The organism is Spirulina subsalsa PCC 9445, assembly GCF_000314005.1.
Classification (GTDB): domain Bacteria; phylum Cyanobacteriota; class Cyanobacteriia; order Cyanobacteriales; family Spirulinaceae; genus Spirulina_A; species Spirulina_A subsalsa.
This window is the reverse complement of the sequence record NZ_JH980292.1, coordinates 1,327,762-1,353,574: the sequence shown is the minus strand read 5'-3', so window position 1 is coordinate 1,353,574 and position 25,813 is coordinate 1,327,762. Positions and strand designations below refer to the sequence as shown.

General features: G+C 46.2%; 25 protein-coding genes, 1 tRNA gene and 2 pseudogenes. 16 read left to right on the top strand and 12 right to left on the bottom strand.

The window, feature by feature from the left end:
* Positions 1–192 precede the first annotated feature (192 nt).
* The 6 genes from SPI9445_RS0106425 (at position 193) to recA (ending at position 5,601) form a co-directional block, all read left to right on the top strand.
* The gene (locus SPI9445_RS0106425; protein ID WP_026079578.1) at positions 193–1,296 is read left to right on the top strand and encodes an AAA family ATPase; all 1,104 of its coding nucleotides are present in this window, start codon (positions 193–195) and stop codon (positions 1,294–1,296) included.
* Complete coding sequence (locus tag SPI9445_RS0106420) at positions 1,296–1,979, top strand: DUF4276 family protein (RefSeq protein WP_017303911.1); 684 nt, start codon at positions 1,296–1,298, stop codon at positions 1,977–1,979. Before SPI9445_RS0106425 ends, SPI9445_RS0106420 begins: the two co-directional genes overlap by 1 nt.
* Positions 1,980–2,092: 113 nt before the next feature.
* Positions 2,093–2,908 (top strand): transporter substrate-binding domain-containing protein, encoded by an 816-nt coding sequence (locus tag SPI9445_RS0106415; RefSeq protein ID WP_017303910.1) that lies wholly within the window; start codon positions 2,093–2,095, stop codon positions 2,906–2,908.
* 5 nt (positions 2,909–2,913) lie between these two features.
* Positions 2,914–3,633, top strand: a complete 720-nt coding sequence (locus SPI9445_RS0106410; protein WP_017303909.1) for an amino acid ABC transporter permease — start codon at positions 2,914–2,916, stop codon at positions 3,631–3,633.
* 12 nt (positions 3,634–3,645) lie between these two features.
* Positions 3,646–4,398 (top strand): amino acid ABC transporter ATP-binding protein, encoded by a 753-nt coding sequence (locus SPI9445_RS0106405; protein ID WP_017303908.1) that lies wholly within the window; start codon positions 3,646–3,648, stop codon positions 4,396–4,398.
* A gap of 126 nt (positions 4,399–4,524) precedes the next feature.
* Positions 4,525–5,601 (top strand): recombinase RecA, encoded by a 1,077-nt coding sequence (recA, locus tag SPI9445_RS0106400; protein ID WP_017303907.1) that lies wholly within the window; start codon positions 4,525–4,527, stop codon positions 5,599–5,601.
* A gap of 38 nt (positions 5,602–5,639) precedes the next feature.
* On the opposite strand, the gene SPI9445_RS24560 is transcribed toward recA, so the two are convergent.
* Together SPI9445_RS24560 and SPI9445_RS0106390 are read right to left on the bottom strand one after the other, a co-directional pair.
* The gene (locus SPI9445_RS24560) at positions 5,640–6,368 is read right to left on the bottom strand and encodes an FHA domain-containing protein (RefSeq protein ID WP_017303906.1); all 729 of its coding nucleotides are present in this window, start codon (positions 6,366–6,368) and stop codon (positions 5,640–5,642) included.
* A 159-nt stretch (positions 6,369–6,527) separates the two neighbouring features.
* Positions 6,528–6,794, bottom strand: a complete 267-nt coding sequence (locus SPI9445_RS0106390) for a DUF3493 domain-containing protein (protein WP_017303905.1) — start codon at positions 6,792–6,794, stop codon at positions 6,528–6,530.
* A 251-nt stretch (positions 6,795–7,045) separates the two neighbouring features.
* On the opposite strand from SPI9445_RS0106390, the gene SPI9445_RS0106385 reads away from it, so the two are divergent.
* From SPI9445_RS0106385 to SPI9445_RS0106375, 3 genes are all read left to right on the top strand, one after another.
* Positions 7,046–7,118, top strand: a tRNA-Thr gene (locus tag SPI9445_RS0106385).
* 88 nt (positions 7,119–7,206) lie between these two features.
* Positions 7,207–8,418: a glycosyltransferase gene (locus SPI9445_RS0106380; protein ID WP_017303904.1), complete on the top strand. Its 1,212-nt coding sequence runs from the start codon at positions 7,207–7,209 to the stop codon at positions 8,416–8,418.
* Positions 8,419–8,461: 43 nt separating this feature from the next.
* Positions 8,462–9,190, top strand: a complete 729-nt coding sequence (locus SPI9445_RS0106375; protein WP_017303903.1) for a class I SAM-dependent methyltransferase — start codon at positions 8,462–8,464, stop codon at positions 9,188–9,190.
* 81 nt (positions 9,191–9,271) lie between these two features.
* Here SPI9445_RS0106375 and SPI9445_RS0106370 read toward each other — a convergent pair whose 3' ends face one another.
* Positions 9,272–9,841, bottom strand: a complete 570-nt coding sequence (locus tag SPI9445_RS0106370; RefSeq protein WP_026079576.1) for a Uma2 family endonuclease — start codon at positions 9,839–9,841, stop codon at positions 9,272–9,274.
* 105 nt (positions 9,842–9,946) lie between these two features.
* Between SPI9445_RS0106370 and rbsK the strand changes: the two genes are divergently transcribed.
* Positions 9,947–10,867: a ribokinase gene (rbsK, locus tag SPI9445_RS0106365; protein ID WP_026079575.1), complete on the top strand. Its 921-nt coding sequence runs from the start codon at positions 9,947–9,949 to the stop codon at positions 10,865–10,867.
* A gap of 236 nt (positions 10,868–11,103) precedes the next feature.
* Here the strand turns inward: rbsK and SPI9445_RS0106360 are convergent, their stop codons facing one another.
* From SPI9445_RS0106360 to SPI9445_RS0106335, 6 genes are all read right to left on the bottom strand, one after another.
* Positions 11,104–11,520 carry a hypothetical protein gene (locus tag SPI9445_RS0106360; RefSeq protein ID WP_017303900.1) on the bottom strand — a complete coding sequence of 139 codons (417 nt, stop codon included), beginning with the start codon at positions 11,518–11,520 and terminating at the stop codon, positions 11,104–11,106.
* A complete protein-coding gene (locus SPI9445_RS0106355; RefSeq protein WP_017303899.1) occupies positions 11,513–11,860 on the bottom strand; it encodes a YtxH domain-containing protein in 348 nt (115 codons plus the stop codon). The genes SPI9445_RS0106360 and SPI9445_RS0106355 overlap by 8 nt, the downstream gene beginning before the upstream one ends.
* A gap of 77 nt (positions 11,861–11,937) precedes the next feature.
* Positions 11,938–12,243 carry a hypothetical protein gene (locus tag SPI9445_RS0106350; protein ID WP_202803645.1) on the bottom strand — a complete coding sequence of 102 codons (306 nt, stop codon included), beginning with the start codon at positions 12,241–12,243 and terminating at the stop codon, positions 11,938–11,940.
* A gap of 269 nt (positions 12,244–12,512) precedes the next feature.
* A complete protein-coding gene (locus SPI9445_RS0106345) occupies positions 12,513–12,827 on the bottom strand; it encodes a hypothetical protein (protein WP_017303897.1) in 315 nt (104 codons plus the stop codon).
* A 29-nt stretch (positions 12,828–12,856) separates the two neighbouring features.
* The gene (locus SPI9445_RS0106340) at positions 12,857–13,396 is read right to left on the bottom strand and encodes a hypothetical protein (RefSeq protein ID WP_017303896.1); all 540 of its coding nucleotides are present in this window, start codon (positions 13,394–13,396) and stop codon (positions 12,857–12,859) included.
* Between the two features lie 113 nt (positions 13,397–13,509).
* On the bottom strand, positions 13,510–13,953 hold the full coding sequence (locus SPI9445_RS0106335; protein WP_017303895.1) for an Rrf2 family transcriptional regulator: 444 nt from the start codon (positions 13,951–13,953) through the stop codon (positions 13,510–13,512).
* A 389-nt stretch (positions 13,954–14,342) separates the two neighbouring features.
* Here SPI9445_RS0106335 and SPI9445_RS0106330 point away from each other — a divergent pair, with 389 nt between their 5' ends.
* The 3 genes from SPI9445_RS0106330 to SPI9445_RS24555 all read left to right on the top strand — a co-directional run bounded on the left by SPI9445_RS0106330 (position 14,343) and on the right by SPI9445_RS24555 (position 17,850).
* A complete protein-coding gene (locus tag SPI9445_RS0106330; protein WP_017303894.1) occupies positions 14,343–14,741 on the top strand; it encodes an AbrB family transcriptional regulator in 399 nt (132 codons plus the stop codon).
* Between the two features lie 642 nt (positions 14,742–15,383).
* Entirely contained in the window at positions 15,384–16,028 is a 645-nt protein-coding gene (locus tag SPI9445_RS0106325; protein ID WP_017303893.1) for a pentapeptide repeat-containing protein, read from the top strand.
* Positions 16,029–16,266: 238 nt separating this feature from the next.
* Entirely contained in the window at positions 16,267–17,850 is a 1,584-nt protein-coding gene (locus SPI9445_RS24555) for a HAMP domain-containing methyl-accepting chemotaxis protein (RefSeq protein ID WP_017303892.1), read from the top strand.
* A gap of 233 nt (positions 17,851–18,083) precedes the next feature.
* On the opposite strand, the gene SPI9445_RS0106315 is transcribed toward SPI9445_RS24555, so the two are convergent.
* The 3 genes from SPI9445_RS0106315 to SPI9445_RS0106305 form a co-directional block, all read right to left on the bottom strand.
* Positions 18,084–18,434 carry a YbaB/EbfC family nucleoid-associated protein gene (locus SPI9445_RS0106315; RefSeq protein WP_017303891.1) on the bottom strand — a complete coding sequence of 117 codons (351 nt, stop codon included), beginning with the start codon at positions 18,432–18,434 and terminating at the stop codon, positions 18,084–18,086.
* Between the two features lie 339 nt (positions 18,435–18,773).
* Complete coding sequence (locus SPI9445_RS0106310) at positions 18,774–19,946, bottom strand: response regulator (RefSeq protein ID WP_017303890.1); 1,173 nt, start codon at positions 19,944–19,946, stop codon at positions 18,774–18,776.
* Between the two features lie 80 nt (positions 19,947–20,026).
* A complete protein-coding gene (locus SPI9445_RS0106305) occupies positions 20,027–21,214 on the bottom strand; it encodes a GNAT family N-acetyltransferase (protein WP_017303889.1) in 1,188 nt (395 codons plus the stop codon).
* Between the two features lie 132 nt (positions 21,215–21,346).
* On the opposite strand from SPI9445_RS0106305, the gene SPI9445_RS0106300 reads away from it, so the two are divergent.
* From SPI9445_RS0106300 to SPI9445_RS31950, 3 genes and pseudogenes are all read left to right on the top strand, one after another.
* Positions 21,347–22,492, top strand: coding sequence for a hypothetical protein (locus SPI9445_RS0106300; protein WP_026079574.1), 1,146 nt, complete (start codon positions 21,347–21,349; stop codon positions 22,490–22,492).
* Between the two features lie 573 nt (positions 22,493–23,065).
* Positions 23,066–24,013 (top strand): annotated as a pseudogene (locus SPI9445_RS31955) (DUF4912 domain-containing protein); the annotation flags it as partial.
* A gap of 1,242 nt (positions 24,014–25,255) precedes the next feature.
* Positions 25,256–25,636 (top strand): annotated as a pseudogene (locus SPI9445_RS31950) (DUF4912 domain-containing protein); the annotation flags it as partial.
* Positions 25,637–25,813: the final 177 nt, after the last annotated feature.

Here is a 25,813-nt window from a genome sequence, read left to right as displayed (position 1 = left end):
ATTCCATTGTACTAGATAAGAGAGGAAGGAAGGGAAGTGACCACCGTCCAACGCGGTAGCAGGTTCATGTGGACTTATTGAAACTGATATCTCTTTTCTGTCACTGTGGGGCAGGTAAACATGAAAAAAATGATAGAATTGTCCATTAATCTAAACCACAAAAATACGATTTTACAGTAGGGAGTTTGACCTTTGAACAAATTACAAAGACTAACCCTGAATGGCTTCAAATCCATTAAAGAGATGGATCTTCAACTGGATTCTTTAAATATATTAATTGGCGCAAATGGGGCGGGTAAAAGTAATCTTATCTCATTCTTTAAAATGCTGAACGAGATGATGGCAGGTCGCTTTCAGCAATACATTGGAACATCAGGACGCGCCCAGTCTCTCCTACATTTTGGCCCCAAAATAACACCTCAAATTGAGGCAAAGCTGCAATTTCAGGTTGAAAATGGACTGGACAGTTACCACCTCCGATTATTTCATGCCGCCGGGGATACGCTAATTTTTGCTCAAGAAACCTTGAGTTTTTTAGCAACAGGTTGGGCAGAGCCAAGAGTTGATGAATTAGGGGCAGGTCATCAAGAAACCAAACTGATCAAGGCAGCAGAGGAAGGCGAACAAACAGCTAAAACCCTTAGATATTTACTGAACCGTTGCCGCGTCTATCATTTTCATGACACCTCATCCACAGCAGATGTTCGTCAATCTTGTTATGTTGGGGATAATCGATGGTTAAAACCTGATGCGGGGAATCTAGCCGCCTTGCTCTTAAGATTTCGTGCAGAAAATTCAAGTTTAGCTTATCAGCGTATTATTGGCACAATTCGTCTGATTGCTCCTTTTTTTGATGATTTTGTTCTAGAGCCAGATGTCTCTAATCGTGTCATGCTGAACTGGAGAGAAAAAGACTCAGATCGGGTATTTGGCCCCCACCAGTTTTCAGACGGGACTTTACGCGCTATCTGTTTGATCACATTGCTCTTACAACCAGAGGACGAACTACCGGAACTCATTGTAGTTGATGAACCTGAGTTAGGACTTCATCCTTATGCCTTAAATATTGTAGCTGATTTATTTAGTCAGGCGGCACTGCACACACAAATACTGATTAGCACTCAATCTAGTTCTTTTTTAGATAATTTTGATCCAGATGATGTAATCACAGTGCATAGGGAGGGTAAAGCTTCTCTATTCAAACGATTAACCTCCAAAGAACTGGACGATTGGCTAAATGAGTATAGTTTAGGTGAAGTTTGGCAAAAAAATGTTATTGGTGGAGGCCCTCATTAATGGTGCGTCTTTATCTATTTGCTGAAGGACAAACTGAGCAAACCTTTGCGGACAACTTAATCAAATCACACCTGTCTCAGTATGAAGTATTTTTGCATAATCCGATCCTCATTGCTCATGCTAAAAAAAAGGGTCGTGTCCATCGTGGAGGAGGTCGTCAGTATACGCCTATGAAGAATGACATTATGCGGTTTCTTAAGCAGGAAAAGTCTTCTGATGTTTTCTTCACAACTATGATTGATTTATATGCTATTTCTCCCCAGTTTCCCGGATTAGCTGAGGCTGAACGTATACGACAAGATCCAGTAAAGCGAGTTGAATTTTTAGAGGAAAGATTTGCTAAAGATATTGATGATCAACGTTTCATTCCTTACCTTCAGTTACATGAGTATGAAGCCTATCTTTTTTCTGATCCAGAGTGTTTTGAGTATCTGAACGAGAGCAATCCAGAAGGGATTAAAACCCTTCAAAGGGTTGCTAGGGAGTATCAAAGCCCTGAATTCATCAACGACGGGCAGGAAACAGCGCCTAGCAAGCGGATTATCGCTCAATTCCCTAGCTATGGCAAGGCGAAATCTACTTTCGGACCACAGTTAGCTGAAAAAGTTGGGCTGTCAGCTATTCGGAACAAATGTCCTCATTTCAACCAGTGGTTATTACAACTGGAGTCTTTAGGGAGTTAATCGGGGAGGGATTCACGGCTATCTATAGCGAATCGCCGAAAATTCTGGCCGTTGCCTTCTACAAAATGGGAGATTGGATATATTCTTAAGTATTCACTTTGACCCAAATCGTTATGAAACGCCGATTATTTCTATTTACCCTAGGTTTCGCCGCTTCTCTGAGCATTGGTGCGATCGCCGGATGTACCAATCAAACCGCTACAACCGAAGACGGGAAACCCATTCTCGTTATGGCCACTTCTGCCGACTACCCCCCCTATGAATTCTACGAAACTGGGCGGGGTTTAGGCGAACCTGTAGGCTTTGATATTGATATTGCCAGATATATCACCGATAAGCTGGGTTATGGCCTACAAATCAACGACATGGACTTTAATGGTATTATACCCGCCCTACAGTCCAAGCGGGCCGATTTTGCTATGGCTGGCATGACTCCCACAGAAGAACGGAGACAAAGTGTTGATTTTTCTGATGTTTATTATGAAGCCAAAAACACCATTGTTGCTCGGGCCGGGAGTGGTTTCAAAACCTTTGAAGATTTAGCTGAAAAACGGGTCGGAGTACAGTTAGGTTCTACCCAAGAACAAACCACCAAAGAACAAGCTAAAGAATTTCCCACCATGACGGTAGAATCCCGAAACCGAGTAAGTGAAGTAATCCAAGAAATTAAAGCGGGACGCATTGACGCGGCGATTGTAGAAGATACCGTAGCCAAGGGCTATATTCAAAATAACCCAGATTTGGAATTTACCACCATTGAAAATCAAGAGGCCGCCGGTTCAGCTATTGCCTTCCCCCAAGGTTCAGAGTTAGTGGAAAAGTTTAATGAAGTCTTAGCCGAAATGCGGGAAAGTGGCGAATTAGACCGACTGGTTCAAAAATGGTTTGAGGATTACTTCGCCGAACAAGAAGCAGGGGAGAATCAATAGGTCTGATGAATAATATTTTGTGGGGAGTGAATGGACTAATGCCATCGAGTTTAATTTTAGCACAAATGAATCTTGATTTTGCTCGTATTGCAGAGTCCATCCCATTTATTTTGACCGGGCTGAATGTCACCTTACAATTTACCTTAATTTCAGCCATTCTGGGGTTTATTTGGGGGACTGTTTTATCCCTATTTAAAATTTCCAGTTTTAAGCCCCTCTACTGGTTTGGCATGGGTTACACTTCCATTTTTCGGGGAACTCCTTTGCTGGTGACACTCTCCCTGATTTACTTTGCCACGCCCCAATTAACAGGTTATAACATTTCTGGATTTGAAGCGGGGATCATTACCTTTACCCTCAATTCTGGGGCTTATATTTCTGAGGTGATTCGGGCGGGTATTTTAGCTGTAGATCGGGGACAAGCTGAGGCGGCGATGTCTTTAGGGGTGCGATATAAACCTATGATGTTAGATATTATTTTACCCCAAGCAATTAAAAATATTTTGCCAGCTTTGGTCAATGAAAGTATTGCCCTGTTGAAGGATTCAACCTTGGTGTCTACCATTGGGGCGCAGGATTTATTACGACGGGCGCAAATTGTGGGGGCGCAAAAGTATGTCTACTTTGAACCGTTGCTATTAGTGGCGGTGATTTATTACGCCATGGTGATGATCTTAACGGTGGGATCCGTCATCTTAGAAAATCAGTTACGCCGGAGTAGTTAAGGGAGGGAAAAAATGGTTAAAGCTACAACGGAGCAATCGATTGCTATTCAAGTGGATCGACTGTATAAATCCTTTGGGAGTTTGAAGGTTTTACGGGAAATTACCACAGAAATTAAGCGAGGGGAAGTTATCGCCATTATTGGCCCTTCGGGCTGTGGAAAGTCTACCTTTTTGCGCTGTTTAAATCTGCTGGAGATGCCTACATCGGGTAAGATTTATATTGATGGGGAGGAAATTACAGCCCCTAATGTGGATGTGATGAGGATTCGGCAAAATGTGGGCATGGTGTTCCAACATTTCCATTTATTCCCCCACATGACGGTTTTACAAAATGTGATGTATGCCCCCCTTAAGGTGAAGAAAATGCCCAAAGCGGAGGCCAGTCAGAAAGCCCTGACGTTGTTAAAGCGGGTGGGTTTGGAGGAAAAGGCGGATGTCTTTCCCTCTCGTCTGTCTGGGGGACAAAAACAACGGGTTGCGATCGCCCGCGCTTTAGCGATGGAACCCGATGTTATGCTCTTTGATGAACCCACCTCCGCCCTAGATCCGGAAATGGTCAAGGAAGTTCTCGACGTGATGAAACAAGTCTCTGAAAGTGGGATGACGATGGCCATTGTCACCCATGAAATGGGCTTTGCGCGGGAAGTGGCCGACCGGATTTTCTTCCTCGATGGGGGGAAAATTGCCGAAGATGCGCCCCCTGACGAGTTTTTCAGTTCCCCCAAAAGCGATCGCGCTCAACAGTTTCTAGAAAAAGTTCTCTAGGTCTTGATTTTTTAGTCAATTTTCGTCACAATAAGCCCAAGGTGGTTCTCGCCCCCCTTGGGTGGATTGAGGCGAAACTACTAGAACTTGACTGCTAGAACTTGAACGTTTGTCACAGAGGCATTAATGGCTACGATCACCAAAAACCCCGAGAAAGACAAGGCCTTGAAAGCCGTCCTGAGCCAAATAGAACGCAACTTTGGCAAGGGCGCGATTATGCGGCTAGGGGATGCAACGCGGATGCGGGTAGAAACCATTTCCACCGGGGCGTTAACCCTTGATTTAGCCCTAGGGGGCGGACTCCCCAAAGGGCGGATTATTGAACTCTACGGGCCTGAAAGTTCTGGGAAAACCACCTTAGCCTTACACGCCATTGCTGAAGTCCAAAAAGCCGGGGGAATTGCCGCCTTTGTGGATGCAGAACACGCCCTAGATCCGGCCTATTCGTCGGCTTTGGGGGTGGATATTGAGAATTTATTAGTCGCCCAGCCCGATACTGGGGAATCAGCCCTAGAAATTGTCGATCAACTGGTGCGTTCCGCGGCCGTGGATGTCGTCGTGATTGACTCGGTGGCGGCCTTAGTTCCTCGGGCAGAAATTGAAGGGGAAATGGGGGATACTCAAGTGGGGTTACAAGCCCGCTTGATGAGTAAAGCCTTGCGGAAAATCGCCGGAAACGTCGGGAAATCAGAATCGACGGTGATTTTCTTAAACCAACTGCGCCAGAAAATTGGTGTCACCTACGGCAGTCCAGAAGTCACGACGGGGGGAAATGCTCTGAAGTTTTACGCTTCTGTCCGCTTAGATATTCGGCGGATTCAAACCTTGAAAAAGGGGAGTGAGGGGGAATATGGCATCCGTGCCAAGGTGAAAGTGGCGAAAAATAAAGTCGCCCCTCCCTTCCGAGTCGCGGAATTTGACATTATTTTTGGTCATGGCATCTCCCGCATGGGCTGTATGTTGGACATTGCCGAACAAACCAACGTTGTCACCCGGAAAGGGGCTTGGTACAGCTACAAAGGGGAAAACATTGCCCAAGGGCGTGATAACACGGTGAAATATTTGGAGGAAAATCTAGAAGTAGCCGCGAAGGTGGAACAGGAGGTGCGGGAACAGTTACAGGTGGGGGTTCCTATTGATGCTACCTCCCTAAAGTCCTCGAAACGGGGAGATGATGGTGAGGGAGGGGCTGAGGAGGAATAGGGAGTCGGGAGATTGCCGCTCCCTTGCTCCCCTGCTCCCTACTCTTCACTTAACGTTTTCCCCTCGTGTTGGTCATGATAAAAACGGTCTAACAACTCGGCCTGTTGTTCTGGGGTGAGTCCACCGGGGGCGGTAGGGGGGAGGTAATCATCCCAGCCCATCATATCCGACTGGTCAAACAAGGGATTTGTGGGTTCATCTTTGATTTTGGTTTTGGGGATGCGATCGCAACAAGCGGTTTTATGAATAATGTGCCTCTGTTCCAACATTCTGGCGACATCAGGGGAAACAGCAGGTAAATATTTTTCTTCCCGACAAACAAAGAAAGAAAACACTAAACTCCCTAAACGGATATGATCCCCCTCTCGTAATAAAACCCGATCTTGCACCCATTCATGATTGACAAACGTCCCGTTTGTACTGTTGAGATCGTAGAGATAAAACCCCTCCGTCGGGATATATTGAATGGCAGCATGATGTCGAGACAGATGTTCGTCTGGAATGGATAAGACTAAATCCTGACCTCTGCCAATAGTCCAAATGCCCTCACTTTGAAAAAATTTCTGCATCACCCCACAGCCTAGATTACTCATTAAATAGGTTTGGGAGGGTTCAATCACAGCAATTACATGATTCTCTGACCAAGTAGCTAAACCGGAATCTCCCGCAATTTCGAGGTTGAGAATTTCATCCAATAACCCTCGATTTTGTTCATACAGCTTGAGAAAAATTTGATAGAGGCCGAGTTTTTCGTCAATATGATTCATGAGATGGAAGCCCCGCTAAATCGTAGATTACGAGAAAAGGCAAGAGGGGGTATGTTTCCAATGTATCAAGAATCAATTCCCCATTGCCAATCCTCTGTTCTGGGATAGGTTCTTTTGGCGTGCAATACTTGAGATGCTGAAAGGATTAAAACCCTTTGGTTAAGATTTATGCTCTTTTCTTTGTTCCCAGCGATACAAGCTGACCATCAACGCAACCACACCGATTTGTAGAGCAAAATTGGGTAACGCAGCACCAACATCTCGACCTGCTAGGAGTTGCGTCAAAAAGATAAACGCCCCAATTAACCCGGATGCACCCAATCCGAAATAAATAAATTTGCGTAAACCTCGATAGGGTGCTTTCGCTTCTGCCTTGAGGCGTGCATATTTTTCTGGACTGATGGGGGGACGTTGGGGATGGGTCATAGGAAACACTAGGAAAGGGTTAATTTGTGGTCAGCGTCTGAGTTTGGGGGGATTGGGGTCCGATTCGGGAACAGTGGGGAAAAAATTGTTATCTTGTACTTTCTCCCAGTCTACTCTGTATTGTGGATGGGTTTTCCAATCTCGACGAATTTCCCAGAATCTGCTATAGTGAAAAACTGCAATGAATATCTGGCTTACCTAAGTCTGAGTTCAGCGCAGGTTGTGGTTCGTGCGGGAATTGGCGTGATTTTGCTTCCCTAGCTCAATTGGCAGAGCATTCCACTCGTAATGGAAAGGTTGTGGGTTCAAGTCCCATGGGAAGCTTAAACGTTTGATACAACTGGATACAACGGTTTGACAATTGAGATTTGATAATCGACAATGTTTTTTTTCCTGCCTGTACCCTGTCGCTATGACCAAAATTCTCCATGTCATCCCCTCTTTATCGCCCCTGCGGGGGGGGCCGACGGCTGTAGCATTAAATTTAGTGCGGGCTTTGCGCGATCGCGGAGTAGAAGCCGAAATTACCGCCACCAATGATCATGGCCCTGGGGTGTTAGAGGTGCCGCTGGGGGAACGGGTGGACTATGAAGGAGTTCCGGTGTGGTTTTTCCCCCGCTTTAGTAGTCCTTTCTCTCAAGTGAGTTTAGGGGGAGATCGGGGGTTTTTATTCTCCCTTGCTTGGACAAGGTGGTTATGGCAAAACCTGCATCATTACGACGTTCTGGATCTCCATTATCTCTTTTCCTACGGCTCCAGTTGTGCAGGTGCGATCGCCCGTCAACAAAAAATTCCCTACACCGTCCGCAGCATGGGACAATTAGCACCTTGGGCTTTAGCCCAAAGTCGCCGCAAAAAACAAATGTACGCCCAACTCCTCGAACGTCGCAACCTCAACCAAGCCGCCGCCGTTCATTGTACCTCCCCCGGAGAAGTGGAAGACGTGCGCAACTTCGGCATTACCGCCCCCACCCTCACCCTCCCCTTGGGGGTAGAATCTCCCCCCCTCTGGCCCGATGCCCCGGAAAAACTCCGTCAAACCTACAATATCCCGCCAGAAACCCCCATTATCCTGTTTTTATCCCGTTTACACTACAAAAAACGCCCAGAATTACTCCTAGAAGCCCTCCATCACCTCGCCCCTCGTCCTCCCTTCCATTTACTCCTCGCCGGATCAGGAGATGAGGACTATGTAAATCAGATTAAACAACAGGTGCGGGACTTACAACTACAAGACTGTACCACCTTCACCGGATTTGTAACTGGGGAGGCAAAACAATTATTACTTCAGGGTTCCGATTTATTTGTGTTACCCTCATTTTCAGAAAACTTTGGCATTGCCGTAGCCGAAGCCATGGCGCATGGACTACCTGTGATTGTCACCCCAGAGGTACAAATTGCCCCCGATATTATCCAAGGAAACACCGGGCGGGTGGTATCTGGAGCCGTTGAACCTTGGGCTAGTGCGATCGCCGAATTACTGGCCTCTCCCACCCTGCGTCAAACCTTGGGAGCCAATGGCCGCCATCTCGGACAATCCCGTTACAGTTGGCAGGCGATCGCAGAATCTCTATTAACAGCCTATCACGCCATTATTCAGCACCAACCCCTCCCCCAACCGTAACCATTTAAGCCCCCGTTGATTAATTATTAATCCCCTATTCCCCATGTCCTACTCTCAGCGTCTACTCCAACAGGGAACATCCCTCACCCGTTTAGCCCATCAATCCCGGTTTAAAGTAGTCTTAGACCTCTTAGAAGAGACTTGTTATGAAAAAGCCTTAGACTATGGTTGTGGAGATGGTTGGCTGTTAAAAACCGCCTACGAACAACAACGGATTAAAACTGGGATTGGCGTTGATGTAGATGATTATATGCTCAACGCCTGCGCCGAAAATTTACAAGGCATTGCCGATTTACAATATTGTTTTCCCCACAATCTAGCCCAATTTCTGGAACCCCAAAGTTGTGATCTCTTTGTTTGCACAGAAACCCTAGAACACGTTAACAAGATAGAACAGGTTTTTGATTTAGTTTTACCCTACTGTAAACCCCAAGCCACCTTTATTATTTCCGTTCCCCTCGAAGTTGGCCCATCCTTACTTTTTAAACAAATCGGTCGTTACTTTGCTAACTTAAAAGGGAATTACGGTTATGAACGCTACACCCCGAAAGAACTCTTTTCCGCCGCCATTCTTTGGGACGTAGAAAGCTTTCCCTCCTCCCATAGTTTAGATGCCGAATTGAAAGGACATAAAGGGTTTAATTACCAAAAAGTTGAGCGAATTTTGCAAAATAGACTCACCATCACCCGTAAAATTTTCTCCCCCTTTCCTTGGTTTAATCACTTTATAAATAGTACCGTGATTTGGGTTTGCAAAAATCGTGATGAATGAAAAACACACTACACCTCATCAGTCAGGCTTGTAGCTTGGGTGCAGCGACAGCGAAACCCAACAAAACCCTAAACAGTCAAATCAAAACCAAGATTCTTCCCCCCAACTCACCCCCCGATATAACACCTCAATGGGAAACCTTAAGCCAATACTGACCAGTTCCACTTGTTCCCCTTGCCGATAAATAACCGTTTCCCAAAGTTCCCCTTGAGCGCGGCGACATTCAACCTCCATCTGGTCTTGAGAGACTAGAACATATTCTTCTAAGGTCGCCAGTTTTTTGTAATTAGTGAACTTAGTGCCTCGATCAAAAGTTTCAGTAGAAGGGGACAAAACTTCTACAATCAATTTCGGATAGCGTTTAATATAGCGATCTTCTCTGTCCCTTGGATCACAAGTCACAAAGGCATCGGGATAATAGAAAAAATCATCGGCATAATTTACTTTTACATTGCCAGAACGAACCGAACAGCCCTGATTGCGGACTTGTTGGCGCATTAATTCAAGAAAATTGAGGGTTAATTCATCATGATCATCACTACCACCTGTCATGGCATAGACTAAACCTTGCTGATATTCATGGCGAATATTACTATTGTGTTCAAGTTCTAGATACTCTTGGGGGCTAAAATAAACAAGATGAGCAATCATGGTGACGAAAAGTAAGGGGATGTGCAACTACAAGGATGCTCTCTCTATATTAACCACTCCCTTCTGTCTTCCCTAATCCTCAATACTCTACAACTGGAGATCAAAATGAGTGTCATTGCCCTTGGAAGTATCAATATGGATTTAGTGGTTAAGGTGCCGCGCTTGCCGAGTGTGGGGGAAACCTTAATTGGTCATGAGTTTTTCTCAGCTTTTGGGGGCAAAGGTGCTAATCAAGCGGTAGCCGTGGCTAAATTGGGGGTGCCTGTGTTTTTTGTCGGTCAAGTGGGAGACGATGATTTTGGTCAGACCTTGACTTTGGCGTTAAAAGCCTCCGGAGTGAATATTAGCGGGCTACGCACTCATCCCGAACTCCATTCGGGGGTGGCTTCCATTGTGGTGAGTGAAACGGGGGAGAATACTATTGCTTGTGCGGCTGGGGCAAATGGGGCTGTAGATGAGGTCGAGGTGGAATTTGTGCGATCGCATCTCCCGGAAACTCAAGTCCTACTCCTAGAATTAGGCATCCCCTTCCCTGTTGTCCTCGCCACCGCCCAAGCCGCCCACGAATTGGGAGTTACAGTCATTTTAGACCCCGCCCCCGCCCCCGATGGTTTACCCGACTCTTTTTATCCTCTGATTGATATTTTGACCCCCAACGAAGTAGAAGCCAGTCATTTAGTCGGCTTTCCCGTCGAAGACCGCCCTAGCGCCGAACAGGCCGCCCAAATTTTACAGGAAAAAGGCGTTCAGAATGTGATTATTACATTAGGAGAACAGGGCGCGCTCTGGCAAAGTTCCCAAGGCTCTTTATGGTATGATTCCTACCCCGTCACCGCCATTGATACCGTAGCGGCAGGAGATGCCTTTAATGGAGCCTTAGCCGCCGCGATCGCCTCCCGTAAGCCCCTATCAGAAGCCCTACACTGGGGCATGGTAGCCGGGGCATTATCCGTCACCAAAAACGGCGCACAGCCCTCTCTACCCGATCAGAAAACCTTCTTCAGCGCCTTGGAAAGTTGGCAGTAAATAGGGAGCAGGGGAGCAGGGGAGCAGGGGGGCAGGGGAGCAGGGGAATAGCTAAAACTCTTGACTATTCGCGACACCCGATTCCCTAGGGCGCAAGCATTGCGCCCCCACACCGACTCCCGATTCCCGATTCCCCAATCTTGACAAGTTAAGCTTGTGTGCATTTTGTCAAGTCCCCTGTTCCCTGTTCCTTTGACTTCTAACGTTGAGCCTTAACTTGTCAAGATTGCTATTACCTATTCCCGACTCCTCTCAGGCCGGGGCTTTTTCAAACGACGAGTAGACGAAGGAGGACGATTCAAAGTTTGCCAAGCTGCTTGTACCCCAGCCACCACACTGCGCGTTCTCACCTGCACATTCTGCACATTCTGACGCACATCACTAAGACTTTGATCCACCTGTTTCACCACCCCACTGGCACTATTGACCCCCTCATTAATATCATCCGTCAACTCACTAATTTCTAGCCCCGTGAGTCGAATTGCCTCCAACGTAGGGGGGAATTCTCGCCGGAGAGTATCAAACAGCTTTTCCGCACTCCGTGCCGCCCGAGCCAATTCCAGAAACGCCGGAAACGCCGCCACCAAAACCGCCGTTAAACTAACGGCCACCAATAATAAAGAAAGTCCTAACCAAAAAATAGGGTCAATCACGCTGCTCTGAAGAACTTGTAGGTTTAGCTGCAATATTGCGCATTTCGTTCAATTCTTGGGCTTTTAACTGACTCGCATCTAATCCGGCTGCGATCGCCTCCTTTAAACGTTCTAACGTCCCTTCCCAATTCTGAACCGCCGACTCCGAAAGACGATCCGCCTGGAACTGAACCGTCGTAGACAAATCCTCCGCCAACTCCGGCAAAGCATCCGCCGACTTCTTGAGAATCTGACGAGTTTCTCGACCCGAACGGGGAGCCACCAAAACCCCGACAATCGTACCAATCGCCCCCCCAAGTAAGATTCCTCCAATAAATGCCCCAGTGCTGTTTTTTGCCATAGCTTTGGTCTGTTACGCTTATCCCAATTCTATCGGAACTTTGCCGGAGGACAAGCACCTCCCCCAAAAATCACCACTCACACCCCATCAATAACCCATGATCTCTTACCGCTAATCAACAGAGGTCTAATACCGGGATGATTGGATGTTATAGCCACCAAATTGTTTAAACCCAAGTCTACACCAGCTAGATATTGACCATCAAATTTATCTGGCTCGCTAACCGTGTAAACAATCTCAATTACATAGTGGTCAAGTTTAGGGACAATTCGTACTTGGTTTATATTATTCGCCTCGGTGATCAACTCAATATTAGTCTGAGATAACTTGACAATCCCTTGATATAGCAGTGGAGAGGAGATCGCATCCTTGAGATAAATCACCACATTTCTACCACGTTCTTTATGCTTGTATCCTGAATCTCTAATCAGCCAAAACGTAGATCAGGGGGAGGGCAAGCGCCCCGAACAGCTATCCAGTCATTATTGTGCCACAAGGGCTTCTAGTATATTTACGAAAATTAGTCCCCCTGCCAAAATGTCCGACTACTTAAGGGATGTCTCCAAATCTGACGGCAAGACAAAAGCTACCCATTTTTGAGGAGCAATGGGTAACTCTGTCCAACAATTACGTTACAGTTTCAAACCCCCCATCACTTCCGCCGCCGATACCCCCCCAAAACCCCACGCCACAACTGGGGTAGCCCCGTTAACAACCGCAGAATTCGTTCCACTTGCCCCACCTGATAGCCCCACCTCGCACAAGCTAGACGAAAGACACGAGTTCCCACCTGTCCCTTAATAATCACCATCGGAGCCGGGTAAAAAATATTGTGAATCGTCCGTTCTAAATTCGTCATCACCTGAGCCGCCCCCGCCAAAGAACGACCCAAGCGCCAAATTTTCCACGCCACATAAAAATTCACCAATGCTAACAAGCAATTAAAACCCACCACCCAAAACAGCATTTTCTTCCAATACCCCTTCCCATAACAGCTTAAAATCGATAACCCACCCCACCCTGCACAGAAACCGCCGTTCCGCCCCCATTGCGGTAAGCATCAAAGGCTATTACCGCATTGCCAAAAATCACTAACCTACTATTGGGCACCGCGTAATCAATTCCCGGTTGTAACGCAAAACTGGTTTTATCCCCCACCGCAGACGGCACCCCATTACTCCCACTCCCAAAAGCCGCCCCAGCCCCAATATAAAGATCCGTTTGCCAATTCAGAGGAATATCATAGGAAACCGTTGGCACCACCGCCACAGAACGCCCCACAAAAGCTTGCGCCCGTAACGACACCGGAATCTCTAAAAACTTATAGCGAAAAGCCACCACCCCACTCACCTCTTGCCCATTACCCCCCTGATCATTCGTCATCCCAAAACCTCCCCCAACACCCACATAACTCCCATAAGCCGCTTGAGCGAAGACAGGTTTCTCCACCCCTAAACAAATCCCCATCATTCCCATAGCCAAAAGAGCCAGACGAACCCCAATCCTTGATCCTTTTGAACCTTGATTTTTCTTCATAATTCCCTTCCCTCACACCTTATGTTATATAGTCTAAACACTTCTCGCGTTGATTTTATCGAGATTTTTGACGCTTCCCGCTCCACCCCCCCCTCAAAACAACTCCCAACAACCTAAATAATAAAACGGGTTTCCTCCCCTTGTACGGCTTGCCAACTCCGAGCATCATAATAAAGATCCGCTAAGGTTATGCTATAAAGAGCCTCCTTCAATTTGTCATGAAGTCTTTGCCAAAGACTAAATGTTACCCAGTCTTCCGCCTGAGAGGTATCGGGAGTATGGCGAGGTAAAGGATCAATACTTTCTCCTACAGCCGCTAAAATTTGTCCTAGGGAAATTTGGGCGGGTTCTTGGTTGAGTTGATATCCTCCTTGGGCGCCACGAATGGAACGCACCAAACCCGCTCGACGCAGTTCAATCAATAACTTTTCTAAATAGGCTGCCGGAATATCTTGGCGTTGTGCGATCGCAGAAACCGAAGCAGGTTTATCCTCCGGTTGTAAACTCAAATCAAGCAAAGCTTTTACACTGTAATGACCACGAGTTGTTAGTTTCATCCATTGCTTCTCCTTACGGCTTCTCCTTCAAGTCTAACTATCCTCCTGACCGATAGATGGCTGATGGTTCAAAACCAAAAATGAGCCTCCCCTCCTGTCTAAAACCCCCAAATTTTGAGCCATCCCTCAAACCAGACTGCTATCCTAGCAAATTTGTTAGCTATTAACCATCCACTGTCAAGGGTTAAATGTCTCCCTCCCCTCCGATTGGTTTCCACCATTCCTTTAATTAGTTTAAAGTCTTATTGACGTTTGGACAGGTTTTATAGTTTGATGGATAGTGTTGGTGAACGCAGAGTAAAATTGTCGTTGTTACATTGTCGTTGTTACATTGTCACCCGACAATCAGCAAGCACAACAAATAAGGCAGTCATTTAAGACCTAAGTTGATGAATAAAAAGAAAAACCCCGAACCCCTGACTGGTCAAGAACTGGTAGAAAAAGTCAAAGCCCTGGGCAACCTCAGCAAAGAAGAAAAAGCCAGAGCTTGCGGTTACTATACCCTCACCAAAAATGGGATCGAACGAGTCAACATGATGAAATTCCTCAACGCCCTCATTGATGCGGAAGGCATTGAGTTAGATGGTACAACAGGCACTAACGGACGAGGAGGACGTTCGGCCAGCTATCGCATTAGTGTTCAGTCCAACGGAAATCTACTGATTGGTTCGGCCTACACCAAAAAAATGGGCTTAGAACCCGGTGATGAGTTTGAAATTTCCCTAGGACGGAAACACATTCATCTCAAACAAGTTGGGGTAAGCGGAGAAGAGTTAGAAGAAGATTAACCCCCCATCCAAACGGCTCAACTTCAGCTAGTTTTGGGGACTGTAAACTCCACAACAGGATGCTCAAGAATCTTCAGCCTTCATCAAGCCAATCCCCCAGCTACAGCCCAAAATCAGCCAAGAGAGGGGCTTTTTTCTGCGGCTATGCGTGAAGGAAAAAGCCCCTAGCCCGACAAAAAGTTAACACTTCTGAACCTAGAGTAGTGAAGAATTGTTATCAAGCGCGTTATAAAAATATAAAATCGCCATACAGCTTATTGTTCATGGTATGATACAGGGATGATCTAGAATAAAGCATTTCCGAATCTTTACATTCCCCTTAGCATTTGTCTGTTTATCAGGGAATCTTAGCTAAATAGCTCTCCCTGACTATTTTAACAGTTTGTCGTGAATGGTTTTGCCCTCATCAGCCCTTGCATTTGCCCTTTGTAAGTTGGGCTTGTTGTAAGTTGAACCTGTTGTGAGTGAACCCTTGTCGCTAAGTAGTCTAAAGTTTTTAGCCAGTTTTTGGGCTGGCGGGTTTTTGGGCTAGGGTTGTTGGGCTAGTCTTTAGACCCTTCCATACCCAACCTTCTGTTTTCCCTTGGAATTATTACAAGCACCTAGAATTTTTGTCAAGCAAAGATAGTCTGAAGATGGTCTATGGATATTGAAGCGATTCGCTCCGGTTCTCAAAAAAATTTCCCCGGAATTGATCTAGAAGATGAAGACCTGAACCACTGCCAACTAGAGCGAGTTAATTTAGCTGGAGCTAACTTAGTGGGGACAAACTTCACAGGAGCCAATTTAAGGGGAGCGAGATTAGATGGTGCCAACTTGTTGGGTGCCAGCTTAAAGGCAGCTGACTTGCGAGCTAACTTACTCGGTGCGAATTTGATGCAAACGAATCTCACCCAAACTGACTTACGAGGCAGTAATCTACGGGGTGCTAACTTGATGGGTGCAAAATTAGTGCAAGCTAGTTTAGCCGGGGCGTTTTTGAGTGGAGCTAACCTCACAGGCGTGAACTTACAAGGGGTGGATTTACGCGGGGCAGATTTACGAGGAGCGAATTTAAATAGTGCCAACTTAAAAGGAGCAAATTTAGCTCAGGCTGACTTACAAGGGGCGAGTTTAAGTGAAGCCAACTTAGAAGAAGCCGATTTAAGAGGCACTAACTTAGCCGGAGCCAATTTAGCTCGTGCAAATCTCCTTTGTGCTGAGGTTTTAGGCAGTAATTTAACTGGAGCTAATCTTGAACAAGCCTGTGTCATTGGAACTTGTCTTGCTACTCACTCTAGGGGCTAAATCCGCTCTAAGAGGCTTGTCCGGCTCATATATTAGCCTAGTTTTGATCAGTATAGTTTATGGGGGCTGACTGCCCACAATAATAGGTGTAGAAGGAGTATAAATATTATGACTGTTCATCTAGGCATTATATTTATACATTGGAACTTTAAATACCTATATAGCTGGGCTATTGTATAACTTTAAAATTACAGTCAATCCCCGGTTCATATAATTATTCCCAATTGGGAGGGAACTTATGTTCAATAAATCGGGTTTACAAGTTAAACTGATTGGCTCTTTTTCAGTCATGGGTTTGATTGTTTTCATTGTGGCGGGTATGGGTTGGTTGAGTGTCAATCGCTTAAATGAAGTCATTCAAATCTTTACTGAAAATACCTTACCCAGTATCAATGGACTCTGGAAAATCAATGAAGGAACAACCCAAATTCAGGCTTCAGAAAGAATACTCCTTTATCCGGGTTTAGAACAACAAGATCGGGAAGAAGCTTTAGGGAGAATCCGAACAGCCTGGCAACAAATTGAGGAAGGATTAGCAAATTACCAAGCAACCCCACGCACTCTAGAAGAAGAGCAAGTTTATCAAAGATTTTTAGCCAATTGGGAAGGCTGGAAACAAGCCCATCAAGAATTCTTAAGGATGGAAAACACTTATCATAGTTTGGGTTTTACCAATCCTTGGGAAGTTAAACTAAATGCTCTCAATCAAGCGGAGGAGACTCGAATAGAGCGAATAACAGCCGCCGATAATTCAATTCGTCTCTGGACAGAAATTAGTCAGCAACAAAAGAATAAAAAGAAACCTCTGTTTGACCAAGTTTCTCAAGAAATCGTTGAATTAATTAGAATAAATGAACAACTATCTAGACAAGCTCAAGAAAAAGCACAGTCCGAACAAAAATTATCAATCTTTTGGGCTTTAATTGGTGTTTTTGTTGCGCCTTGTGTAGCCATTTTTTTGGGGATTGTATTAAGTCGAATGATTAGTAAGCCTTTGTTAGAAGTAATTCAAACCATTGCCTCTTCCGTCCGTCAACTAAGTGTGAATGTTGAAGAACAGGAGCGAGTGCTAGCGGCTCAATCGGCTTCAGTGAATGAAACTACAACCACTGTTCATCAACTTGAAGTCGCCTCCAATCAATCAGCAGATCAAGCGAATCAAGCATTACAAAATGCCGAACAAGTCTTGAATTTTGCTCAAGTCGGTAGTTTAACAGTAGGAGAGACACTAACGGGGATTTCTCAAACGACAGAGGATGTAGAAAAAATTGTGGAAGGAATTCTTGAGTTAAATCAAAAACTAGAACAAGTTAATGTGATTAGTGCCTTAGTCACTGATATTGCGACTCAAACTAATATGTTAGCCTTGAATGCTTCAGTGGAGGCGATTCGTGCGCAAGCTGAGGGGAGAGGTTTTGGGGTGGTGGCGACTGAAATTCGCAAGTTAGCCGATCAAAGTAAGGAGTCGGCGGCGAAAATTACAAATTTGATTGCAGAAACTCAAAGGGTGATGCAGCCTGTTCTCAAAAGTATTGAAACTAGCAAAACCAATGCTCGCATGGGGATTCAATTATCAAAACAAACGGCGGATGCTTTCAAAAGTGTCTCCGAATCAGTTGCAGATGTGATTGCTACAAATCAACAAATTGCTTTGACGGCACAGCAACAAGCTAAGGCGATTGAAATGGTGATGCTAGCGATGAATAATATTAATCAGGGTGCGCAGGAAACGGTTGTGGGGATTAGTCAGACTCAAGGCACGGTTCAATTATTAAATCAGGTTGCGGTGGTTTTACAAGATTTGGGGGGGCAAAAAAGTTAACTTGAGAGGAAAATGACGTTATCGTTTTAGCCTAGGCTAAAATGATAACGTTACAAACAGGAAAATGACAAGTTTTTTTGACGTTTTCTGACAGGCCGTTTAAACCGCCCGTTCGCTTTTCCTCCACACACTAAAGTGACGTGGCTTTCAAGCTCTCGTCCTTTTTCTGTAAAACGGAAAAAAGAGGTCAATATTATGTTGACCTCTTGTATAAGTTGCAATAAGGAAAAATTTTATAACCCGGGCAGATTTAAACCACTGGTTAATTCTTCCATGCGGGAACGCATGGTTTCTGTGGATTTATCATAAGCGTCTTTCATAGCTGTTGTCACTAGCTCAGAGAGGGCTTGAGGACCTTGGGCAACAGCGGCTTCGGAGATTTCCACTCGTCGAGGTTCTTGGTTGCCACTGACGATGACTTTTACTGAACCATCATTACTTTGCCCCTCAATTTCCATTTGTTCGAGTTCTTCTTGTAGTTGTTTCGCCCCTTGTTGAACTTGTTGGGCTTTTTTAAATGCTTCGGTTAGTTCTTTCATTTTGCCTAAACCGAAACCGAATCCTTGTCCTTTTCCTTGGGTCATATCTCGTTTGAATGTGAAATTTTGTACTGACAGTGCTGGGCTGGATGGCTCAAGCGGGTGTTTTGACATCATTATAGATCCCCTATGGTACATCCCACCCTCTTTTAAAGGTGGGGTGTAGTGCGGCAGCTTTTAGGCTGCGTCGGGTTTTCCTTTGAGCTTCGATATCCCGTTGAATTGTACCACGGGAAACATTGCCGCCTTCGCTGAGAAATCCCAAACCAGTTGTAATTCATAAGAAATACTGATATATTCTGATGTCCATTAGGTGGATTCCTAAAGACTATAGGGGGAATATTGCGGCTCAATGTAGTGCTTCAGAACAGAGACAGTTTTTGTTCAGGTTAAACTATATTGCAGAATAGGAACAGCCTGATTCGTTGAATGTGAGGGGCGCAGATACTTGTTGACGGCTTGAGCAAGTACAGCTTTTTCCGTTGTTTTAAGAATAATCTCCGTTGCCCCAACTTGTTTCGCCCGGATACGATCAATAATGCTTTTATTTCCTGTCATTAAGACAACAGGAATGGATTTGAAATGAGGAACACGGCGTAAATGGGTACAGAGTTCATAACCATTGACAACGGGCATGACTAAATCTAAGAGAATTAAATCCGGTTTATGTTGTAAGAGGATGGGTAACGCTTGGGTTGAATCTTGAATACAAATACATTGATAGCCCAATTGAGTTAAATATTTTTCGGTTTCATGACAAATGTTTGCACTATCATCTACACAAATCACTAGAGGACGGTGTTGTTGCGGTAACTCACACGCCTTATTTACCGTGGGATTCGGTAAGTCTGGCAGGGATTTAAATTGAATGAGTTCCTGTTGCAAATAATAAAATAACGTGCGGGTAAAAATGGTGGGGGATTGTTTTGTTTTTACGACAATATCCCAGAATGTGCGCTTTCCGTTGAGTAAAGGTTGCAGGGATAACAGACTTTTACTAGATGCAGAACAAAGGGGAGGAGTTTTTAAGAGGATACCTTGATTAGAAAGACTGGGAAAAAAGTTAAAGGAATGCCATTGTTCACTTAAGGCTTTGACTTCTTTAAAAAGGGGTTTAAGTTCTGACCGTTCAAAGGTAAACTCTGGCTGATTATATTTTTCAACAGACCAGCCATTAATCCATTTATGTGTGATATCTTGCGCTTGACTTAGAGAAAACAGGATCTCTAGAAAAATGGTTTTTAAAATAGCTTTAGCTTTGGAGTAATGTAGTTTTTGCTGCTGATATTCTTGCAAAAGTACACGATATTCCCAAGGTTCTCGTTGGAAAGTATCAGATTCTGTGGGAGTCCATGAATGGTCATGTTTTCGTAACGCCCGGTACCAGCGACGAACGCGATGGGTTTGGGTGGTAGCATGGGCTAATTGGCCTTGGTAAAAGAAGAAATACCAGCGTTTATTTTGCGCAGTGAGGACTAATTGACCTGTGGCTGTTGTCTCCCCAAGTTTTTTGATCAGGGAATAAAGAAGATTCAAGGTAGAAGTTGGAGGGGTCATAGTGAGACAAGGCACAATCTGATAGGCTTCAACTTTAGAATCTTAGAAAAACAACGTGAAAAAGTTGGGAAAACTCAGGTTTAAAAGACAATTTCTTTTTTGGTGAAGGGGAGATCCTGATTAATGGCATCCATTTCCTGCTGTTCCATGTCGTTGATCTCGCCGATGTAAGCCTTGAGAATTTTCGCCATCCGGTGATCATAGAAGCGGTGCATACTGTAGTTGGGGGTGGCGGGAAATCCTCTCCGTCGCTTGTGTCGTCCTCCTGCGCCGGGGTCGAACATTTGTATGCCTTGTTCAATAGCCCATTGAACAGGGCGGTAGTAACAGGCCTCGAAGTGGAGACAGTCAAATTGTTCTAAACAGCCCCAATAGCGACCATAGAGGTTGTCTCCTTTGCGAAGACAGAAGGAGAGGCCAACGGGTTTTTCGGGGTTGCGATCGCCTGAATAGGCCGCAAACAGCACTACTCGCTCTTGATAGTTGGGATACAACTGTTCAAAAAACTGGCGCGTGAGGTATTTACTGCCCCAGTAGAACTTATCACAGGTGCTGCTATAAAAACGGTAAATCAGGGGATAGAGGTGATGGGGAATCTCCGCCCCCTCATGAACCATCATCTGTAAATTTGCTTGATCGACAGATTTCCGTTCCCGTTTAATATTTTTGCGTTGGTTGGAGTTAAAAATCTTTAAATAGTCCTCAAAGGTTTGGAAATCCTGATTTCCCCAGATGTAACTATGGTGTAACCAGCCCTGAAAACCCTGCCGTTCAATCACAGGTTTCCACTGAGGATCGACAAAGAGAAAATTACAGCCCGATAACTGATTTCGGCTACAGAAATGGTCAATTTCCGCCACCATCATCCCGGTAATAAAATCCTCATCTTCCCCCGGAGCGATTAAAAAACGATACCCCACAGCAGGGGTAAAAGGAGTCATGCCTAATAATTTGGGGTAATACTCTAACCCCAAACGGTAAGCTAAATCAGCCCATTGATGGTCAAAGACAAATTCACCGTAACTGTGACCTTTAATGTATAACGGAGCGGCGGCGATGAGTTGGCGATCGCGCCATACCGTTAAATGGCAAGGTTGCCAGCCCGTCCTTGCCGTTGCACTACCCGACGTTTCAAGATTATTCAGCCATTCCCACTCTAAAAAAGGAGTAGCCAAAGGTTGAGCGAGGGCATCCCATTCAGTTTGGGGGATTTCCGCCATCTTGTGCAGCCAAGCAAGAGAATATTGAGGAGCGACTTGTTGAACCATGACCGTCTATATGTAATCAGTGAGCCGAGATTACTTAGGGATTGTAGCAGGGGAAAACAGCAAACTTCCCATTTTGGTAGAGAATGGGAAAGAGAGGAAACCATAGTATCGATTAAACGAAGGGAGATTCCAGTGAGTGGAGGTATATACCTAGTCCAAGAAGATGACCAACTTGTAGAAATGACCGAACGCCCCTATGATTCTGAAACACTCCTGCAAGAGTTGCTAGAACGCTATCCGAATCTTTTAGCCTTACACGGGGCTGAATATAGAACTGTCCGTCATTGGTTGGTTGTACAACGGATTGGGAGCTTACCGACGGATGATCTCGGTGCAGAACGTTGGTCGATTAATCACCTCTTTCTTGATCAACAGGCCATTCCAACTTTAGTCGATGTGAGACGGGATGGGGACAGTCGCTTGCGCAAGGAAATGATTGGTCAGATGTTAGATTATGCCGCCAATGTGGGAATTTACTGGCCAGTCGAGTCGATTTTAGATCAGTTTGAGGTGAACTGTCATCGTCAAAATCGTGACCCCGAACAGGTTTTTGAAGAATTCTTTGGGGGAGACGGTGACGAGGAACAGTTTTGGCAACAAGTCAAAACTAATATGCAGGCTGGCAAAATTCGCCTAATTTTTGTGGCTGACCGGATTTCCCCAGAATTACAGCGCATGGTAGAGTTTTTGAACAAACAAATGGATCCGGCTGAAGTATTAGCCGTTGAGATTAAACAGTATATTAGCCATCAGGATGGGCTGAAAACCTTAGTTTCTAAAGTGATTGGTCAAACGGCTGAGGCCTTACAGAAAAAATCTAGCACAGCCCGAGAACGGAGACAGTGGGATGAGCGCTCTTTCTTAGAAGAATATCAAGTCCGCTACGGAGAAGATGAGGCCAGCTTAGTCGAGGACATTTATGAGTGGGTGCGTCATCATCAATCATCGTTACAAGTGCAGTGGGGAATTGGAGACTCCTACGGTGGTTTTGCCGCCAAGTTAGAAGTTAATGGTCAGATGGCTGAATTATTCTTTGTCGGGATTGATGGAATGTTGCAAATTGCCTCGGATGTCTATGCAGCCTTGCCACCCTTTGACGAGGAAACCCATTGGCATGAATTACGCGGTCAGTTAAGTGGGGTAGGTTTAGCATTACCTGTCAATCCTAATGAGCGCCGTTTACCCAATGTTCAGTTATCCACCATTCCCGATAGTGAGGCACTAAAGACGTTTTTAGCGAAGTTTGATTGGGTGATTGAACAAGTAAAATCCGCTTAGAATTCCAGAACTTGACATACTCTCCGAGCAACCCTAACGGGTATGCTGAGAGATTCTTGTTACTGGTTCAGTGACATATTCAAGTTGCCTATCCATAGCAGAGGCGATTGTCTCCCTAGTCGTTTGCTACGCAACGTTTCACGAATGGGATTTCTCCCCGGTAAGCCATCAGTTTCTGGACTTTAAGCGACACTGAATAGGCGTGGAGAATTGCGGGTCTAACGTGGGATGTCCTGCCTCACTCTATCCTCCTTGGAAAGGGGGATCCGCCAATTGTCAAAAATTCATGACATAACGATCCCCGTTGATCCCAAAATTTCGTTAAAACTCCTAAACTCTCCTAGTCCCCCCCTTGACCATTCCCTAAAAGGTTTTGTTAAGTATATGTAACAAAATAACTCCCAACACTCTAAATCAAAGGGTTCTTAAGCTCAAGAGTGTTTGCTCTTTTGGTAACAGAGCAACGTGGAGGGGTTTGTTGCCTCGGATGAGTTCTGCTCATTCCTTCTACCTACAGAGTTTGTTGATTCTGTACCTGCTCACCTTATCTTCTGACGAGTTCAGAGAAATGCTATGGCACAAGAACGCCAACCTTTAGATCAAATGACCTTACGGCAACTGCGCAAGGTTGCCAGTCAATATAATATCTCCCGTTACAGTCGGATGCGCAAGTCGCAACTTTTGGCTGCTATACAAGAGAGTGAAAACGAACAAGGGGTTGTCTCCTCCTCTGCCAACGTACAAGTTCAAACAACATCTCGTCCTCCAGAGGTTCAAGCAGACGTGGAAGCATCAAAGTTTCAAGTCGGTCAAGACGATCCCATTGATGATAATTTGGCATCGGTTGATGAAGGGTTGCCAGATTTGCCCTCTGGTTATGGGGAAAGCCTGATTGTGTTAATGCCTCGGGATCCTCAATGGTGTTATGCCTACTGGGATGTGCCGAATACCCACCGGGAAGCACTGCGCCGCCAAGGGGGGCAACAACTGGCTTTACGGATTTATGACATTACTGATTTAACGTTTGAGTTTCACAGTCCCCATAGTGTTCAAGAGTATCCCTGTGATGAACTAGCGCGGGAATGGTATATCCCCATCCCGGTGAGCGATCGCGATTATCTCGTAGAAATCGGTTATCGTTGCTTTGATGGTCGTTGGCTCGTCCTCGCTCGTTCCCATCCGGTGCGAGTTCCCCCCATCTATCCCTCGGATTGGGTGGAAGATCATTTTATGACCATTTCTTGGGAACAAGAATTACAAGGCAAGCGCGTTTTCCAATTGGTTGCTCCCAATGAACGCTACACCGGAGCTAAGAGTAGCCCCATTTACGATGAGATATTTGGCCTCTCCGAGTCCGCCGAAGCCCAACGCTTGGCCGGTTCTCTCTATGGCTCCATGCAGCAAGCACCGGAAGAGTCGGTGAGTTCCTATGTCTTCCCCTCGGGGGTTGGACAGTGGGCTTCTGGGGCTGGTAAATCCATGTCTGGTGTGGGAATGTCCGGGGCGGCGATCGCAAAATCCATGTCCGGTGTGGGAATGTCCGGTGTCGGCATGGAAACCACCATGTCCGGTGTGGGAATGTCCGGTGTCGGCATGGAAACCATGTCCGGCGTGGGAATGATGTCCGGTGTGGGCGCTGTCACTACCTCCGGCGTGGGGATGATGTCCGGTGTTGGCATGATGTCCGGTGTGGGCGCTGTCACCACTTCCGGCGTGGGAATGTCCGGCGTGGGCGCTTTAACTACTTCCGGCGTAGGAATGTCCGGCGTGGGAATGCAAATGTCCGGCGTGGGAATGTCTGGCATTGGTTTAGAAACCATGTCCGGTGTGGGGATGATGTCCGGTGTCGGCTTAGAAACCATGTCCGGTGTCGGGATGATGTCCGGTGTGGGCGCTTTAACCACTTCCGGCGTGGGAATGTCCGGCGTGGGAATGCAAATGTCCGGCGTGGGAATGTCCGGCATTGGCTTAGAAACCATGTCCGGTGTCGGCATGATGTCCGGTGTTGGGATGATGTCCGGTGTCGGCATGATGTCCGGTGTGGGCTTAGGTGTACCTACCATGTCCGGCGTGGGAATGTCCGGCGTAGGAATGCAAATGTCCGGCGTGGGAATGTCTGGCATTGGTTTAGAAACCATGTCCGGTGTTGGGATGATGTCCGGTGTCGGCATGATGTCCGGTGTTGGGATGATGTCCGGTGTCGGCTTAGGTGTACCTACCATGTCCGGCGTGGGAATGTCCGGCGTGGGGATGCAAATGTCCGGCGTGGGAATGTCCGGTGTCGGGATGCAAATGTCCGGTTATGGTCTAGGAATTCCCACCATGTCCGGTGTGGGGATGTCCGGTGTCGGGATGCAAATGTCCGGTTATGGTCTAGGAATCCCCACCATGTCCGGTGTGGGAATGTCCGGTGTCGGGATGCAAATGTCCGGTGTGGGTTTAGGTGTACCTACCATGTCCGGTGTGGGAATGTCCGGTGTCGGGATGCAAATGTCCGGTTATGGTCTAGGAATCCCCACCATGTCCGGTGTGGGAATGTCTGGTGTCGGGATGCAAATGTCCGGTGTGGGCTTAGGTGTACCTACCATGTCCGGTGTGGGAATGTCCGGTGTCGGGATGCAAATGTCCGGTTATGGTCTAGGAATCCCCACCATGTCCGGTGTGGGAATGTCCGGTGTCGGGATGCAAATGTCCGGTTATGGTCTAGGAATTCCCACCATGTCCGGTGTGGGAATGCAAATGTCCGGTGTCGGGATGCAAATGTCCGGCGTAGGAATGCAAATGTCCGGCGTGGGCTTAGGTTTAACCATGTCCGGTGTGGGAATGTCCGGTGTCGGCTTCTCTGCTTCTGCGCCCCCCATCCGTCCTCGTAAGTTCTGGTTAGTGGCTGATGCTGAACTCATCATCTACGGTGCCACGGAACCGGATGCTACTGTAACGATTGGCGGTCGTCCGATTAAGTTAAATTCTGACGGTACTTTCCGTTTCCAGATGTCCTTCCAAGATGGTCTGATTGACTATCCCATTATGGCGGTGGCGACCGATGGGGAACAAATGCGTTCTATCCATATGAAGTTCGTCCGCGAAACGCCCTCTCGTGACACGAACACGAAAGATGAGGCCGTTTTAGAATGGTTGGGCTAAGTTTGACGAAAATCTAGCCTATCATGGTCTATCGATTAGCCTCAACCCTGTGGGTTGAGGCTTTTTCAAGAAGTGAGAAATTAAGAACGGGGCGAGTCTTCTAGAATTTTGGTCAACTTTGCGAAATCCTCCCCCTAGGGTGTGGAGTATTTCCTAGGTGCTTGATTGATTGTCCTT